The organism is Hydrogenophaga pseudoflava (genome assembly GCF_004353865.1).
Lineage (GTDB): Bacteria > Pseudomonadota > Gammaproteobacteria > Burkholderiales > Burkholderiaceae_C > Hydrogenophaga > Hydrogenophaga pseudoflava.
Genome location: NZ_CP037867.1, coordinates 4585783 through 4601819, shown reverse-complemented (window position 1 = coordinate 4601819; position 16037 = coordinate 4585783). Strand labels below are relative to the sequence as shown.

The window sequence follows — 16037 nt, the reverse complement described above, 5'->3', positions numbered from 1 at the left end:
GCAGCGGAACTGCAGAGCGCCGCCAGTATCGGCAGCGCCCGGATCACCGTCGCGGGAGCGCCGCCCCCTCAACCCGGGAAAAATGCCCGACAGGCCCGGGAAAGCCGGACAGGGTGGCATGTGGATTGCGAAGCACGGGTTCCCTGTCGCCTGGAGCAACCCATGGACCTCAGACACCGATTGCTGGCTTGCCTGTCGGCGGGCTTCGCGGCCCTGCTGGTGGCGGGCGCGCTGCTGGTGGCGACGAGCCTGCGGGACGACGTGCAGGACGAGCTGGAAGGCACGGCGCGGCTGGTGGCGCTGGTCCTGCAGGCGGCCCAGGCCTCTCCCCAGGGCAGCGAGGCCGCGCACCGCGCGGTGGACAGCCTGCTGGCCCGCGGCGGGCTGCGCCATGTCCGCGTGGAGTGGGTGCGTTCAGCCGCGGAGCAGCCACTGCTCCATTCCGCAACAACCCGGGACGAGGACGCCGGCTGGGCGGAGCGACTGGCCGGCCTGCAGGATTGGGATTTACCCGAATACCGGCTCGCGGTGGGACCGAACGAACAACTGCTGATCCGCATGGACCCGCGCAGCGAGGTCGACGAGGTGCTGGAGGATGCGGCGGCGATGCTGGCGGTGTTCCTGCTGTTTGCGGGTGTGTCCCTGGCGGCCGCCTGGTGGGCCGCCGATCGGGCCTTGCGCCCGGTGCGCGAACTGGAGGAGGGCCTGGCGCGCATCGGTCGCGGAGAGCTGGACCGGCCGATGCCCCCCATGGCCTTGCGCGAGTACCAGCGGGTGGCCCATGCCATCAATCGACTGGAGCAGACCCTGGCGCAGGCGCACGAGAGCGAGCGCCGTCTGGGACAGCGGTTGATGGCGATGCAGGAGAGCGAACGGGAGGAACTCGCGCGCGAGCTGCACGACGAGTTCGGCCAGGGCCTTGCGGCCATGGGCGCGGCGGCCGCCTTTGTCGAACGGCACGCCGACTCCGCGCGTCCCGACACCCTGGTCGAATGCGCGCGGGACATCCGCACCGCATCGACCCGCATGACCCTGCAGGTGCGAAGCCGGCTGCGACAGCTGCGGCCGCACGGCCTGGAGGCCATGAACCTTCGCGAGGCCATCACTGAGCTGGTGTATGGCAGTCGCCTGCGGGCCGAGGGCGTTGCCATCGAGACCCAGGTGCCGGACGTGCTGCCCAGGTTGTCGGCGGAGGCGGGTCTGGCGCTGTACCGGACGGTCCAGGAGGCGTTGACCAACGTGTTGCGCCACGCCCATGCCGCGCGCGTGCGCCTGGTCATTGCCCTGGGTGCGCAGGGTTTGCAGATGACGCTGGACGACGATGGTGCGGGGCGTGCGAACGACGTGTTGCGGGCAGCCCGGGCCGGCGTGATGGGCATGCGCGAGCGGGCCGCCATGGCGGGCGGTCGCTTCGAATTGGGCACCGCCCCGCTGGGGGGGCTGCGCGTGATGCTGTGGCTGCCGCTGGCAACCCAGGGACAAGGAGACTTCGATGGTGAATGTGCTTTTGCTGGATGACCATGCCGTGGTGCGCACCGGCTACCGCCGGCTGATCGACGCGGAGCCGGACCTGCGCGTGGTGGCCGAGGCCAGCACGGCGGATGAGGCCTATGCCCACCTCCAGCTGGGCGGCATCGACGTGGCGGTGGTGGACCTGAGCCTGCGGGGTGCCAGCGGCGTCGAGGCGATCCGGCGCCTGGTCGCCCGGGACCCTCAGCTGCGTGTGATGGTCTTGTCCATGCACGACAGCCCCGGGTACGTGACGCAGGCCATGCGCGCCGGTGCGCTGGGCTACCTGAGCAAGAGCAGCGAGCCGGGTGACATGCTCGACGGCATCCGGGCGGTGGCGCGCGGCCGACGGGTGCTGGCGCCCGATGTCGCCCGGTCGCTGGCCGACGCCTCGCTGGACGGTGACGGCCTGCTCAACCGGTTGACGCCGCGGGAGTTCGAGGTGTTGCGGCTGGCCGCCACCGGCGAAGCCACGCACCGGATCGCCAGCCAGATGCACCTGAGCCCGAAGACGGTGCTGAACCACCTGTCCATGGTGCGGCAGAAGCTGGGCGCCGACAGCGACTTCAAGCTGCTGCGCCTGGCGGTTCGCCACGGACTGGTGGACCTGACCGGTGAAGCCGCTTGCTGAGGTCGGAACCCTCAACGCGCCACGAACACCGACAGATCCGTCTGCACCGTGTCGAGCGCAAAACGCCGCCCGGCCAGGTGGTCCTCGATGCAGCGCAGCACCAGCGGGCTGCGATGGCGATCGGCGCTGGCGCGCACCTCGTCGGGCGTCATCCACAGGGTGCGCACGATGCCGGTGTCGAGCGAGCGGTGCGCATCGAACTCGCCCAGCTCGCCGCAGTAGGCGAAGCGCAGGTAGGTGATGTCCTCGCCCGTGCGCTCGCGCTGGAAGCGCGAGAGGTAGATGCCCACCAGCGCGGTCGGGCGGAAGGCAAAGGCGGTTTCTTCCAGTGCCTCGCGCGCCACGCCCTGTTCGGGGCTCTCACCCGGGTCCAGGTGCCCGGCCGGGTTGTTCAGGCGCAGGCCCTCGGGCGTCTCTTCCTCCACCAGCAGGTAGCGGCCCTCGCGCTCGATGATCGCGGCCACGGTGGCACTGGGTTTCCATCGGGTGTTCATGGCGCCATTATCCCGACCGACCGTTCGGGTGTTCCTTTGAACGGGACATCCTGCCGCATCATGAAATTCGGCAGGGATGCGATGGGTCTGGGGGCATCCGGTGCTTGGTACAAACCCTTGTGCGACAAGGGCTTGCGGCTGGTGAAGGCCTGAAGGGCGTCGGTTAAGCTGGCGCGCTGCCAACGGCGCTCCCGGGCGGGCGCTCGCGCCGACCAGGGACGGCGTCCGTTAGGCGCGAGAGACAACACGGGGCGGAGGGCCCCGGCGCACATGATTGGAAAAAGACGAATGTCCAGAAGGATGTGGAAGGCGGCGGTCTGCGGCTGGATGCTCTGGGGAGCGGTGACCAGCCACGCGGCCGAGTTCTCGGTCGGGCGGGTGGACATCCGGTTCGCTGACGAGGGCTGGAAGGAAGTGCCCCTGCCGGATGCGGCGCAAGCCTACGGGGGCGACCGGTCGGGCGCGCTGGCGGTCCAGGAGAAGCTGTTTGTCCGGGATGGAGGCGCCAGCGAAACGCCGGTGCTGATCCTGGTGAGCGCCAATTCGGAGGGGCTGGGCGGTGGCCGGGGCGGCCACATGACGTACTCGGTCGAGTGCAAGTCCGATGAACACAACTACCGCGAAGGCAACGAGGGCTTCAGGGCCAGCTTCGCCCAGTGCCTGACGGTGACGCCCCTGTACGACGGCCCCGGCGTGATCAAGGCCCTGGCACCCCAGCTGGAAGGGGCTCTCAAGACCGAAGGCGCCGAGATGCCGCCGTTCTACACCGTGTGGAGCCGGCACGCGATCTCCACGGGTTCGTTCGTGGATGTGCGCGTCTTCACGGTGTTTCCGATCAGCGCCGAAGGCGCCGCTGCTGCAGACGCACTGCCCAAGGACGTGCCACCTGCCCATGTGGTGTGGGGACGCCAGCTCAAGGACGCGGTCAAGAGCAGTGTGTATTCGCTCTCTGGCCGTCTGGACATGCCGCCCATCCGGCTGGTCGCGCCGCCGCAGCCTGCCGCGGCCGGCGGCGGCTGACCGCACGCCCTGCACTGTTTTTTGAACTTCCAGCAATGAGGACCTGCCCATGACTTCTGGCGCCCCGACCGACACCGCCGCTGCCACCCCGCAGCGCATCGGCATCCCCCGTGAAATCTTCCCTGGTGAAAAGCGCGTGGCCACCGTGCCCGACGTGGTCACCAAGCTCGCCAAGCTGGGCTTCGGCGTGGTGGTGGAGACCGGTGCCGGTGAGCTCGCCGACCTCTCCGACGATGCCTACCGCGAGGCCGGTGCCAGCATCGCCGGCTCGACCGCCGAGCTCTGGAGCAGCGCCGACATCGTCTTCAAGGTGCGCCCGCCCACCGCCGACGAGGTGGCGCTGATGCACGCGGGCCAGACCCTGATCGGCTTCGTCTGGCCGGCGCAGAACCCCGACCTGATGCAGCAGCTGGCGGCGAAGAAGGTGACGGTACTGGCCATCGACTGCCTGCCGCGCACGCTCAGCCGCGCGCAGAAGATGGACGCGCTGACCTCGATGGCCGGTGTCAGCGGCTACCGCGCCGTGGTCGAGGCGGCCAACGCCTTCGGCCGCTTCTTCAATGGCCAGATCACGGCCGCGGGCAAGGTGCCGCCGGCCAAGGTGTTCATCGCCGGCGCCGGTGTGGCGGGTCTCGCCGCCATCGGCGCGGCCGCCAGCCTGGGCGCCATCGTGCGCGCCAACGACACGCGCGCCGAGGTCGCCGACCAGGTGGTCTCGCTCGGTGGCGAGTTCGTCAAGGTGGACTACGAGGAAGAGGGCTCGGGCGGCGGCGGTTATGCCAAGGTCATGAGCGAAGGCTTCCAGGCCGCGCAGCGCGAGATGTACGCGAAGCAGGCGCGTGAGGTGGACATCATCATCACCACCGCGCTGATCCCGGGCAAGCCGGCGCCCAAGCTCATCACCGCCGAGATGGTGCGCAGCATGAAGCCCGGCAGCGTGATCGTCGACATGGCGGCCGAGCAGGGCGGCAACTGCGAACTCACCGAACCCGGCAAGGCGGTCGTGAAGCACGGCGTGACCATCGTCGGCTACACCGATCTGGCCTCGCGCATGGCGCGCCAGTCGTCCACGCTGTACGGCACCAACCTGTTCCGCCTGACGGAAGAGCTGTGCAAGACCAAGGACGGCGTCATCAACGTCAACATGGCCGACGACGCCATTCGCGGCCTGACCGTCATCAAGGACGGCGAGGTCACCTGGCCCGCACCACCCATCGCGGCTGCACCCAAGCCGCCGGCCAAACCCGCTGTGGCCGCGCCCAAGGCGCCGGCCCACGGCCACGGCCCGGGCGAGCCCATGTCGGCCAAGACCCTGGCCATCGTGTTCGGTGTCGGCGCGCTGCTGTTCGCGCTGGTCGGCCTCTACGCACCGGCCTCCTTCCTGTCGCACTTCACCGTGTTCGTGCTGGCCTGCTTCGTGGGCTACATGGTGGTGTGGAACGTCACGCCTAGTCTGCACACGCCGCTGATGAGCGTGACCAACGCGATCAGCTCGATCATCGCCATCGGCGCGCTGATCCAGGTCGCGCCGCCGCTGGACGCGGCCGGGGCCGCCGACCGGCCCAACGCCCTGATCCTGGGCTGCGCGGTGGTCGCGCTGGTGCTGACCGCCATCAACATGTTCGGCGGCTTCGCCGTCACGCGCCGCATGCTGGCGATGTTCCGCAAGTAAGAAGAAGAGGACGACACCCATGACCTCCAGTCTGGCCACCATGGCCTACATCGGCGCCACCATCCTGTTCATCCTCAGCCTGGGCGGCCTCTCCAACCCCGAAACCGCCCGCCGCGGCAACCTGTTCGGCATGGTCGGCATGGCCATCGCCGTGCTGGCCACCGTGCTCGGCCCGCGCGTCACCGCGGCCGGCATCCCCTACATCGTCGGCGCGCTGGTCGTTGGCGGCGCCATCGGCCTCTTCGCTGCCAAGAAAGTGCAGATGACGCAGATGCCCGAGCTGGTCGCGCTCATGCACAGCCTGGTGGGCCTGGCGGCCTGCCTGGTGGGCTTCGCCAGCTACGTGGACACCTCCACCGTCTTCGCCACACCGGCCGAGAAGGCCATCCACGAGATGGAGATCTACATCGGCATCCTGATTGGCGCGGTCACCTTCTCGGGCTCGCTCATCGCGTTTGGCAAGCTGTCTGGCCGAATCGGCGGCAAGCCGCTGCTGCTGCCCGCCCGCCACTTCCTGAACCTGGCCGGTCTGCTGGTCGTGATCTGGTTCGGTCGCGCCTTCCTCAATGCACACGACATCCAGTCCGGCATGACGCCGCTGATCGTGATGACCGTGATCGCGCTGCTGTTCGGCATCCACATGGTGATGGCCATCGGCGGCGCCGACATGCCGGTGGTGGTGTCGATGCTCAACAGCTATTCGGGCTGGGCGGCCGCGGCCACCGGCTTCATGCTCAGCAACGACCTGCTGATCGTGGTCGGTGCGCTGGTGGGCTCCTCGGGCGCGATCCTGAGCTACATCATGTGCCGCGCGATGAACCGCAACTTCATCAGCGTGATCGCGGGTGGCTTCGGTGGCGGCGCGCCGGCACCCAAGGCAGCGGCCGGCGCTGCGGCCGAGCCGCAGGGCGAAGTGACGCCGGTCAGCGCGGTGGAAACCGCCGAGCTGCTGCGCGAGTCCAAGAACGTGATCATCGTGCCCGGCTACGGCATGGCGGTGGCGCAGGCCCAGCACACGGTGTTCGAGATCACCAAGCTGCTGCGCGAGAAGGGCGTGAACGTGCGCTTCGGCATCCACCCGGTGGCCGGCCGCATGCCGGGTCACATGAACGTGTTGCTGGCCGAGGCCAAGGTGCCTTACGACATCGTGCTGGAAATGGATGAGATCAACGAGGACTTCCCGGACACCGACGTGACCATGGTGATCGGCGCCAACGACATCGTGAACCCGGCCGCGCAGGACGACCCCACCAGCCCGATCGCCGGCATGCCGGTGCTCGAAGTCTGGAAGGCGCGCACCAGCATCGTGATGAAGCGCTCCATGGCCAGCGGCTACGCCGGCGTGGACAACCCGCTCTTCTACAAGGACAACAACCGCATGCTGTTCGGCGACGCCAAGAAGATGCTTGACGAGGTGCTGGCGGCGCTGCGGGGCTGATCCCGGTCGCCCTGCCAAGGCCCGGCGAGTCCGGGCCTTGTTCTTTTTGTGGGCGGCCTGGCAGACGTTCACTTTTTGTAGCGGGAAAGGTTCAAGGATTGCCGCCCGTGGGCGATGCGTCAGAATCGCGTCAGGGAAAACACGCGCTCGGGGTTCCGGGCCTGAACGGGAAAATGCATGCTGAACGACAACATCGACCCTGGAGACCCTCTCATGACTGAACCGACGCAGGCGTCCGCCGCCCGCCCCTGGCTGGGTGCGTATCCGGACGGTGTGCCGGCCGACATCGACGTCGAGCAATACCCCTCGCTGGTGCACCTGCTGGAAGAGAGCTTCCAGAAGCACGCCGCCAGCACCGCCTACAGTTTCATGGGCAAGGACGTGGGCTATGCGCAGGTCGACAGCCTGTCCCAGGCGTTCGCGGCCTATCTGCAGGGCCTCGGGCTGGTCAAGGGCGATCGCGTCGCGATCATGATGCCCAACGTGCCGCAGTACCCGGTGGCGGTGGCCGGCATCCTGCGCGCCGGCTTCGTGGTGGTCAACGTCAACCCGCTCTACACCGCGCGCGAGCTGGAGCACCAGCTCAAGGACTCGGGCGCCAAGGCCATCGTCATCATTGAGAACTTCGCTGCGACGCTGGAACAGTGCATCTCGGCGACGCCGGTCAAGCACGTGGTGCTGGCCGCCATGGGCGACCTGCTGGGCCTGATCAAGGGCGGCATCGTCAACTACGTCGTGCGCAACGTGAAGAAGATGGTGCCGGCCTTCGACCTGCCGCAGGCGGTGCGCTTCAACGAGGCCATTGCGCGCGGCACGCGCGGCACGCTCAAGCGCCCGGACATCCGGCCCGACGATGTGGCGGTGCTGCAGTACACCGGCGGCACCACCGGTGTCTCCAAGGGCGCGGTGCTGCTGCACCGCAACGTGCTGGCCAACGTGCTGCAGTCTGAGGCCTGGAACGCGCCGGTCATGAGCAAGGTGCCGGCCGGCGAGCAGACCACCAGCGTCTGCGCCCTGCCGCTGTACCACATCTTCGCTTTCACGGTGAACATGATGCTGGGCATGCGCACCGGCGGCAAAGTGATCCTGATCCCCAACCCGCGCGACCTGCCGGCGGTGCTCAAGGAGCTGAGCAAGCACACCTTCCACAGCTTCCCGGCGGTCAACACGCTGTTCAACGGCCTGGCCAACCACCCCGACTTCCACACCGTCAACTGGCGCAACCTCAAGGTGTCCGTGGGCGGCGGCATGGCGGTGCAGGGCGCGGTCGCCAAGCTGTGGCTGGAGAAGACCGGCTGCCCGATCTGCGAGGGCTACGGCCTGTCCGAGACCAGCCCGTCGGCCACCTGCAACCCGGTGACCAACACCGAGTTCACCGGAACCATCGGCGTGCCCCTGCCGAACACGTGGCTCAAGTGCCTGGACGACGAGGGCAACGAAGTGCCGCAGGGCCAGCCGGGCGAGATCGCGATCAAGGGACCGCAGGTCATGGCGGGTTACTGGCAACGGCCCGACGAAACCGCCAAGGTCATGACCGCCGACGGCTTCTTCAAGACCGGCGACGTGGGCATCATGGACGCGCGCGGCTACTTCAAGATCGTGGACCGCAAGAAGGACATGGTGCTGGTCAGCGGCTTCAACGTCTATCCCAACGAGGTCGAGGACGTGGTGGCCCAGCTGCCGGGCGTGATGGAGTGCGCCGTGGTCGGCGTGCCCGACGAGAAGTCGGGCGAGGCGGTCAAGCTGGTGATCGTCAAGAAAGACCCGGCGCTGACCGAAGCCCAGGTGCGCGAGTTCTGCAAGGCCAACCTCACCGGCTACAAGCAGCCCAAGGTGGTCGAGTTCCGTGAGGAGATGCCCAAGACGCCGGTGGGCAAGATTCTCCGGCGCGAACTCAGAGACAAGAAGTGACGCAGCGCCTGCGACACAATGACAGGGCGGCTTCGGCCGCCTTTGTCATTTCCGGAGCCGTTGCATGACCCGAACCGCCATCGTCGCCGCGCTGCACGACGAACTCGCCAGCGTGCTGGCGCTGATGCCCGACGAGCAGAAAGAGGTGGTGGGCGGGCGCGAGTTCTGGGTCGGTCATCTGCACGGGCAGGACGTGGTGGCGGTGCTGTCGGGCATCGGCAAGGTGTCGGCCGCCACGACCGCGACCCTGCTGATCGACCGCTTCAAGGTGCAGCGCATCGTGTTCACCGGCGTGGCCGGCGGACTGGGCCCGGGCGTGAAGGTGGGAGACGTGGTGCTGGCGCGCTCGTTCCTGCAGCACGACATGGACGCCTCGCCGCTGTTTCCCCGCCACGAGGTGCCGCTGTACGGCCGTGCCCGCTTCGAGGCCGACGCGGCCCTGGCCGACGCGCTGGAGCTGGCCTGCGAGCGCATGCTGCACAGCCTGCCGCAGCAGCTCGGCACCTCGACGGTGGACGCCTTCGGCCTGCAGGCGCCGCGCCTGCACCAGGGCCTGCTGATCAGCGGCGACCGCTTCGTCGCCACCACCGCCGAGAGCGTTGCGCTGCAGCGCGGGCTGCCGGACGCCCTGGCGGTGGAGATGGAAGGCGCGGCCTTCGCCCAGGTCTGCCACGACTTCGGCGTGCCGCTGGCGGTGGTGCGCACCATCTCCGACCGCGCCGACGACGCGGCGCACGTGGACTTCCCGCGCTTCCTGCGCGAGGTGGCCAGCCGCTACAGCGGCGCGCTGATCGACACCCTGCTGCGGACATGAACACCCCGCCTCTACTGATCGCCGGCTCCGGCAAGCTGGCGCGCGAACTGCTCGCGGGCCTGGCGCCCGACGCCCGGCCCTGGCGCGACCGGACGGACGCGGTGCGGGCCGTGGTGCACGCCGGCTCCGGGCGCGAGCTGCCGGAGATCCTTCGCTTCTGCCGCGAACGCGCGCTGCCGCTGATCGAGCTGTCCACCGGCACCGGCATTGCGGACCTGGCCGATGGCGTGCCGGTGGTGGTCTGCGCCAACGCCAACCTGCTGATGCTCAAGTTCATGGCCATGCTCGCGCGTTGCGGGCCGTGGTTCCGCGGTGAGCCCATGCGCCTGACCGAGTCGCACCAGGCCGGCAAGACCTCGGTGCCGGGCACGGCGGTGGCCCTGGCGGCGTCGCTGGGCCTGTCGCCCGAGGCCATCGTCTCGGTGCGCGACCCGGCACAGCAGGCGGGCGGGCTGGGCATCCCGGCCGCCGACCTGGGGCGCCACGCCTTCCACCGCATCGAGATCGGCGAGGGCGACTGCCGGCTGCGCCTGGAGACCCTGGTGACGGGCGGCGCGCCCTATGCCGAGGGTGTGCGGCGCATCGTTGGCGCGGCGCTGGCCCATCCGCTGGAGCCGCGCTGCCACGACGTGGTCGAGTTCATAGACAAGGGCTGGCTCTGACCGGCCCCGGCCTCACGGCCCTGCATCACTTGAGCCAGCCGCGCTTGCGGAAGTACAGCATCGGCACCACGGCCGACAGCACCATCAGCCCCAGCGCGAACGGGTAGCCCCACTTCTGGCTCAGCTCGGGCATGTACTGGAAGTTCATGCCGTACAGGCTGGCGATCAGCGTCGGTGGCAGCAGCGCGACGCTGGCCACCGAGAAGATCTTGATGATCTTGTTCTGGTTGATGTTGATGAAACCGACGGTCGCATCCATCAGGAAGTTGATCTTGTCGAACAGGAAGGCGGTGTGGCCGTCCAGCGAGTCGAGGTCGCGCAGGATCTGGCGCGCGTCCTCGAACTGCTCGGCGTTCAGCATGCGGCTGCGCATCAGGAAGCTCACCGCGCGGCGCGTGTCCATCACGTTGCGGCGGATGCGGCCGCTCATGTCCTCGTGGCGCGCAATGGCGGCCAGCACCTCGCCGGCCTTGTTGTCGGTCACGTCGCCCGCGAGCACCTGGCGGCTGACGGTTTCGAGGTCGTCGTAGATGTCTTCCAGCGTGTCGGCGCAGTATTCGGCATCGGCGTCGAACAGCATCAGCAGCACGTCCTTGGCGTCCTCGATCAGGCCGGGCATGCGGCGTGCGCGCATGCGCAGCAGGCGGAACACCGGCACGTCCTCGTCGTGGATCGAGAACAGCACGCCCTGGCTCTTGAGCTCGGCGTTGTGCTGGTTGAGGATGAAGGCCACGCGGATGGCGCGCGGGTTCTCCTCGTCGTCGATCAGGAAGTCCGAGCGGATGTGCAGTTCGCCGTTGTCTTCCTCGAAGAAGCGGGCCGACTCCTCGATGTCGTCGTCCATCGCGTCTTCGGGGATGGACAGGCCGAAGTGCTGCTTGACCCAGCGCCGCTCTTCGGGCGTGGGGTTCTCCAGGTCGACCCAGATGGGCTTGAATCGGGTCAGCGCTTCGAGCGACTCGATTTCTTCCTGGAACAGGCGGCCATTGGCCAGGGTGAAGACGTTGAGCATGGGGGCTCCCGGGCGGGTGGTCTGGCGAAACCGGGCGCGGGGGCGCGCCGGTGGGCGGTTCGGGCGGCGCTTTCAGCCGGCCGGCCGCCTGCGCATCAGACGGTCGCGGGGAGGGCTGAAAGCACACAACTGGGAGGTGTGCTTTCCATGAGGCTCTTTCGGGAACGGGAAGACCGGATTATGGCATCGCCACACCGGGCGAAGAGGCGGCGAGAGGCGCGAAAAAGGCCTTGATTTCGGCCTGGCGGCGCCAGGCATCGTGTTCGCCCAGCTCCATCAGCGCGTTGACGAAGGGTGGCTCGAACATCAGGTAGCTGGCCAGCGAGGCCGCGCTGCCGGCCGCACCGCGCCCGGTGTCCAGCGCGCCCAGGCCGATCAGCGTGTTGCGGGTGGCCGCGGGCAGGCTGGCAATGTGTTTGTGGGTCAGCTCGTCCAGCGAAAAGCTGGGCTGCAGGGCCAGCACGCGCACCGGGTGGTAGGGCAGGGCGGCGGCCAGTCCCTGGGGCAGCTGCGCAATGGTCTGGCTCACGCGCTGGGCCTGTTCGACATCGGCCTGCAGCGTGTCGTGGAACACGCTGGCCATGGCGTGGCCGGCGATGGTGCCTGCGGTGGGCTCGTCGGTCACGCGGACCGCCAGCCCCGAGCGCTGGGGCTGGCCGGCGCCAATGGCCAGGATGCGACGCGCGCCGAAATGGATGGCGGGCGACAGCGGCGAGAGCTGGCGCATCGAGCCATCCCCGAAATGCTCCCGGTGGCCGTCGACCCATAGCGGCACGGCCGGAAACAGGAAGGGGATGGCGCTGGAGGCCATCAGGTGCTCGACCGTGACGGGCTGGAAGTCGGCGCGCCGGCCCGGCCGGTGCCAGGGCGGCACCGGGTGTTTCGGTCGGGTCTGGCAGAAGGTCCAGTGTTCGCCGGTGGAATAGCTGGAGGCGGTCACGCCCAGGGCCTCCAGGTGGCCATCGGCCAGCCCGAGTTCCAGGCTGCGCAGATCGATGGCCCGGTGCAGGGTGTCCACCAGCGGCAGTGTGTCGAGCAGGGCGCGGTGGCGGCGCACCTGGCGCGCCAGCGTCAGTCCGGCGACGACGCGGTTGGCCCGCACCCAGGTCGGCGCGTCCAGCCGGTAGACGCGTTCCGACCGCAGGGCGCTCCAGAACGCGGCCAGGTCATGAAAGGCCTGCAGATCCAGCGCGGCACGGCTGGCCAGAAAGGTGGCGTTGAGCGCGCCGGCCGAGGTGCCGAAGAGCCAGCGGAAGGGAAACCCGCGGTCGGACACCGATCCGTCGTTTCGCCAGTGGCCATGCATCACGGCGATGGCCTTGAGCACCCCCGCCTGGTAGGCGGTGCGAGCACCGCCACCCATCAGGACCAGTGCGCAGGCACCATCATCCGCCGGTGCAGGGGCGGGGCTCAGCAGGTTGTAGGTGATCAGCGTATCGAGGGACACAGATGAGGGCCTGCGCTTACATTGGCGGGCTGTTCGGAAAATCATGACACAACATTCCCTCGCTCCCGGTCGCGAGCGCTGGCTGCTGCTGACCATCGCCGGCATCCAGTTCACGCACATCCTCGATTTCATGATCATGATGCCGCTGGGGCCGCAGTTCACGCGGCTGTTCGGCATCAGCGACGCGCAGTTCGGTCTGCTGGTCTCGGCCTACACCTTCTCGGCCGGTTTTTCTGGCCTCGCGGCGGCGACCTATGTCGACCGCTTCGACCGCAAGCGGCTGCTGCTGGTGCTGTACGGGCTGTTCGCGCTGGCCACCCTGGCCTGTGGTCTGGCGCCCGGCTATGGCTTCCTGATGGCGGCGCGCGTCGCTGCCGGGTTGTTCGGTGGTGTGCTGTCGGCGCTGTCGCAGACCATCGTGGCCGACGTGGTGCCGTTCGAGCGGCGCGGGCGCGCCATGGGCATCGTGATGTCCTCGTTTTCGTTCTCCACGGTGGCCGGTGTGCCGATCGGCCTGTTCCTGGCCTCCCGCTGGGGTTGGCAACTGCCCTTCCTGGCCATTGCCGGTCTCAGCGGTGTGCTGGCGGTCGCGGCGGCGCTCACGCTGCCGGCCCTGCGCGGCCATCTGCAGGCCCATGGCCAGTCCTCGGCCTGGCGCGCCATCGGCCGCGTGCTGGTCAATCGCAACCACCTGCGGGCATTCTGCTTTTCCGCGCTGCTGGTGTTCGCCGGGTTCTGCGTGATCCCGTTCATCACCATCTACCTGCAGTCCAACGCCGGCGTTCTGCCGGAGCAGGTGCCCTACATCTACCTGGTCGGTGGTGTCACGACGCTGATCACGGCCCGCTGGATCGGGCGCCTGACCGACCGCCGGGGCAAGGTGGCCGTGTTCAGCGCGCTGGCCGCCATCGTCACTGCGCCGATCCTGACGATGACGTTGCTGCCGCCCTGGCCCTTGCCGGTGATCCTGGTGGCCACCACGGCCCTGTTCGTGTTTCTCAGCGGGCGCATGATCCCCGGCATGGCCCTCATCACCGGAGCCGCCGATCCGTCCCTGCGTGGCACCTTCATGGCGCTCAACGGGGCGGTGCAGTCGGCTTCGATGGGGTTCGCCTCGTTCCTGTCCGGCCTGGTCATCGGTCGCGATGCCGCAGGACAGGTGCAGAACTACTGGGTGGCGGGGGTGATTGGCGTCGGTGCCAGTCTGGCGTCCATCTCTCTGGCGCGCCGCCTGGTCATCCATTCGGCCGCACCCGCCGGACGGGCATGAATGCCAAGGTTTTCTTTGATGTCCTTTGTTGCGCTGCGGGCTTGCGCCCTGGCGCAATCGTGGGCATAGTGGGTTCAAGACATCCCCGAGGCCGCAGGGGGGTCCGCCCCACCGGCGGCTTGTGTCAACCCGGAGCATTAGGAGGCTCTTGTATGAACCTGACGATCAGCGGTCACCACCTCGAAGTCACCCCCGCCCTGCGCGGTTACGTCACTTCCAAACTGGAACGCATCTCCCGACACTTCGACCAGGTGGTCGACATCAAGGTGCTGCTGACGGTGGACAACCTCAAGGAGAAAGACCAACGGCAGAAGGCCGAATGCAACATCCATGTCAAGGGGAAAGACCTGTTTGCCGAATCGGCTCACGCCGATCTGTACGCCGCTGTCGATGAACTGGCCGACAAGTTGGACCGTCAGGTGCTGCGCTACAAGGACAAGGCGCAGGATCACCACCACGATTCGGCTAAACGGCTGATGTGAGTCCCCGCTGCGGCCGGCCGCCTTGGCGCCGCGCGTGCTGCAATGCAACAAGCCGCTTGGAAAGTCAAGCGGCTTTTTTGTACCTGCTGTCTAGGCAAGCATCCTCAACTCGGCATAATTTGCGCTCCGAAGAGGCCCCAATGAACCGTCTATCCGTGATCCTGCCTGCCACCCAAGTGCTCGTTGGTGTGGACGCCACCAGCAAGAAGCGTGCTTTTGAAGAGGCGGGCCTTCTGTTTGAAACCCTGCATGGTCTCAACCGTGCGCTGATCACCGACAGCCTGTTCGCCCGGGAGCGCCTGGGCTCCACCGGGCTGGGTCATGGCGTGGCCATTCCCCATGGTCGCATCAAGGGCCTCAAGCAGCCGCTGGCCGCCGTGTTCCAGCTGGGCAACCCGATCGGCTTCGACGCGCCCGACGAACAGCCGGTGCAGCTGATGATCTTCCTGCTGGTGCCGGAAGCCGCCACGCAGAAGCATCTGGAAATCCTCTCCGAGATCGCCGAACTGCTCAGCGACAGCCCGCTGCGCGAGCAGATGAAGAACTCGACCGACGCGGCCGCCCTGCACGCGCTCATCACCGGTTGGCAGTCGGCCCACGCGGCCGCATAAGACTTGCCTGCCCCCACGCTCCACCGCTGCGCGGGTCGCTGCCCCCCGAGGGGGCTGGTCTTGCCTTGGGGTTGCCTGGTGGCAGGCCCTTCCAACGTCGTTTCATGAAGCCCACCGTTGTCAGTGCCGACGTTCTTTTCGAAGACCACCGCGATGCGCTGAAATGGCAATGGGTCGCCGGGCTCGGAGCGTCCGAGCGCCGGTTTGACGAGGTTGCGGTGCGCGAAGCCCGCTCGGGCGCCGACTTGGTTGGCTACCTCAACTACATCCATCCGTACCGTGTCCAGGTGTTCGGTGAGAGGGAGATGGCCTACCTCACCAGCCCCAGCGACGACGACAACCGGCGCCGCATCGCGCGCATCGTGACCCTGGAGCCGCCGGTGCTGATCGTGGCCGACGGCCAGGCGGTGCCTGATCCGCTGATGGCGATGGCCGAACGTGCACAGATCCCGATGTTCGCGACGCCCGAGCCGGCCGCGTTCGTGATCGACGTGTTGCGGGCCTACCTCTCCCGGCACTTCGCCGACCGGTCGTCCATGCACGGCGTGTTCATGGACATCCTGGGCATGGGCGTCATGATCACCGGCGAGTCGGGCCTGGGCAAGAGCGAACTGGGGCTGGAACTCATCTCCCGCGGTCACGGCCTGGTGGCCGACGACGCGGTGGATCTCTACCGCATCAACCAGACCAGCGTGGAGGGCCGCTGCCCCGAGTTGCTGCAAAACCTGCTGGAGGTGCGCGGCATCGGCCTGCTGGACATCAAGGCCATCTTTGGCGAGACCGCGGTGCGCCGCAAGATGAGGCTGCAGCTCATCGTGCACCTGGTTCGAAAAGAAACCATGGAGCGGGACTACGACCGGATGCCGCACGAGCCCCTGTACCAGGATGTGCTGGGCGTACCGGTGAGAAAGGCCGTGATCCAGGTGGTGGCCGGCCGCAACATCGCCGTGTTGGTGGAGGCCGCGGTGCGCAACACCATCCTGCAGTTCCGCGGCATCGACACCTACCAGGAATTCGTCTCACGGCACCGCGCGGCCATGATGCGCAGCGAGTGAATCAGGGAC

Annotated in this window: 15 protein-coding genes; 12 read left to right on the top strand and 3 right to left on the bottom strand. The window is 68.0% G+C overall.

What is annotated here, in order from left to right; genetic code table 11:
* The first annotated feature begins 162 nt into the window (after nucleotides 1–162).
* Together HPF_RS22140 and HPF_RS22135 are read left to right on the top strand one after the other, a co-directional pair.
* The gene (locus HPF_RS22140) at nucleotides 163–1518 is read left to right on the top strand and encodes a HAMP domain-containing sensor histidine kinase (protein WP_066156888.1); all 1356 of its coding nucleotides are present in this window, start codon (nucleotides 163–165) and stop codon (nucleotides 1516–1518) included.
* Nucleotides 1493–2140, top strand: coding sequence for a response regulator (locus HPF_RS22135; RefSeq protein ID WP_066156883.1), 648 nt, complete (start codon nucleotides 1493–1495; stop codon nucleotides 2138–2140). Before HPF_RS22140 ends, HPF_RS22135 begins: the two co-directional genes overlap by 26 nt.
* An 11-nt stretch (nucleotides 2141–2151) precedes the next feature.
* On the opposite strand, the gene HPF_RS22130 is transcribed toward HPF_RS22135, so the two are convergent.
* Nucleotides 2152–2634: an NUDIX hydrolase gene (locus tag HPF_RS22130; RefSeq protein WP_079367373.1), complete on the bottom strand. Its 483-nt coding sequence runs from the start codon at nucleotides 2632–2634 to the stop codon at nucleotides 2152–2154.
* Between the two features lie 288 nt (nucleotides 2635–2922).
* Between HPF_RS22130 and HPF_RS22125 the strand changes: the two genes are divergently transcribed.
* From HPF_RS22125 to HPF_RS22100, 6 genes are all read left to right on the top strand, one after another.
* Nucleotides 2923–3654 carry a hypothetical protein gene (locus HPF_RS22125; RefSeq protein ID WP_133157845.1) on the top strand — a complete coding sequence of 244 codons (732 nt, stop codon included), beginning with the start codon at nucleotides 2923–2925 and terminating at the stop codon, nucleotides 3652–3654.
* Nucleotides 3655–3703: 49 nt separating this feature from the next.
* Nucleotides 3704–5326 (top strand): Re/Si-specific NAD(P)(+) transhydrogenase subunit alpha, encoded by a 1623-nt coding sequence (locus HPF_RS22120; protein ID WP_066156878.1) that lies wholly within the window; start codon nucleotides 3704–3706, stop codon nucleotides 5324–5326.
* Nucleotides 5327–5345: 19 nt separating this feature from the next.
* Nucleotides 5346–6764, top strand: a complete 1419-nt coding sequence (gene pntB / locus HPF_RS22115) for a Re/Si-specific NAD(P)(+) transhydrogenase subunit beta (protein ID WP_133157844.1) — start codon at nucleotides 5346–5348, stop codon at nucleotides 6762–6764.
* Nucleotides 6765–6977: 213 nt separating this feature from the next.
* A complete protein-coding gene (locus tag HPF_RS22110) occupies nucleotides 6978–8675 on the top strand; it encodes a long-chain-fatty-acid--CoA ligase (protein ID WP_133157843.1) in 1698 nt (565 codons plus the stop codon).
* A gap of 64 nt (nucleotides 8676–8739) precedes the next feature.
* Nucleotides 8740–9489, top strand: coding sequence for a 5'-methylthioadenosine/adenosylhomocysteine nucleosidase (locus HPF_RS22105; protein WP_066156873.1), 750 nt, complete (start codon nucleotides 8740–8742; stop codon nucleotides 9487–9489).
* Nucleotides 9486–10151, top strand: a complete 666-nt coding sequence (locus HPF_RS22100; protein ID WP_133157842.1) for a dihydrodipicolinate reductase — start codon at nucleotides 9486–9488, stop codon at nucleotides 10149–10151. The genes HPF_RS22105 and HPF_RS22100 overlap by 4 nt, the downstream gene beginning before the upstream one ends.
* A gap of 25 nt (nucleotides 10152–10176) precedes the next feature.
* Here the strand turns inward: HPF_RS22100 and corA are convergent, their stop codons facing one another.
* Nucleotides 10177–11163, bottom strand: coding sequence for a magnesium/cobalt transporter CorA (gene corA, locus HPF_RS22095; RefSeq protein ID WP_066156869.1), 987 nt, complete (start codon nucleotides 11161–11163; stop codon nucleotides 10177–10179).
* Nucleotides 11164–11341: 178 nt separating this feature from the next.
* Nucleotides 11342–12610: a patatin-like phospholipase family protein gene (locus tag HPF_RS22090; protein WP_133157841.1), complete on the bottom strand. Its 1269-nt coding sequence runs from the start codon at nucleotides 12608–12610 to the stop codon at nucleotides 11342–11344.
* 43 nt (nucleotides 12611–12653) lie between these two features.
* On the opposite strand from HPF_RS22090, the gene HPF_RS22085 reads away from it, so the two are divergent.
* The 4 genes from HPF_RS22085 to hprK all read left to right on the top strand — a co-directional run bounded on the left by HPF_RS22085 (nucleotide 12654) and on the right by hprK (nucleotide 16028).
* Nucleotides 12654–13880, top strand: a complete 1227-nt coding sequence (locus HPF_RS22085; protein WP_133157840.1) for an MFS transporter — start codon at nucleotides 12654–12656, stop codon at nucleotides 13878–13880.
* 152 nt (nucleotides 13881–14032) lie between these two features.
* On the top strand, nucleotides 14033–14362 hold the full coding sequence (hpf, locus tag HPF_RS22080) for a ribosome hibernation-promoting factor, HPF/YfiA family (RefSeq protein WP_066156861.1): 330 nt from the start codon (nucleotides 14033–14035) through the stop codon (nucleotides 14360–14362).
* Between the two features lie 140 nt (nucleotides 14363–14502).
* Nucleotides 14503–14973 (top strand): PTS sugar transporter subunit IIA, encoded by a 471-nt coding sequence (locus HPF_RS22075; protein WP_066156858.1) that lies wholly within the window; start codon nucleotides 14503–14505, stop codon nucleotides 14971–14973.
* Between the two features lie 104 nt (nucleotides 14974–15077).
* Nucleotides 15078–16028, top strand: a complete 951-nt coding sequence (gene hprK, locus HPF_RS22070) for an HPr(Ser) kinase/phosphatase (protein ID WP_066156855.1) — start codon at nucleotides 15078–15080, stop codon at nucleotides 16026–16028.
* Nucleotides 16029–16037 lie beyond the last annotated feature (9 nt).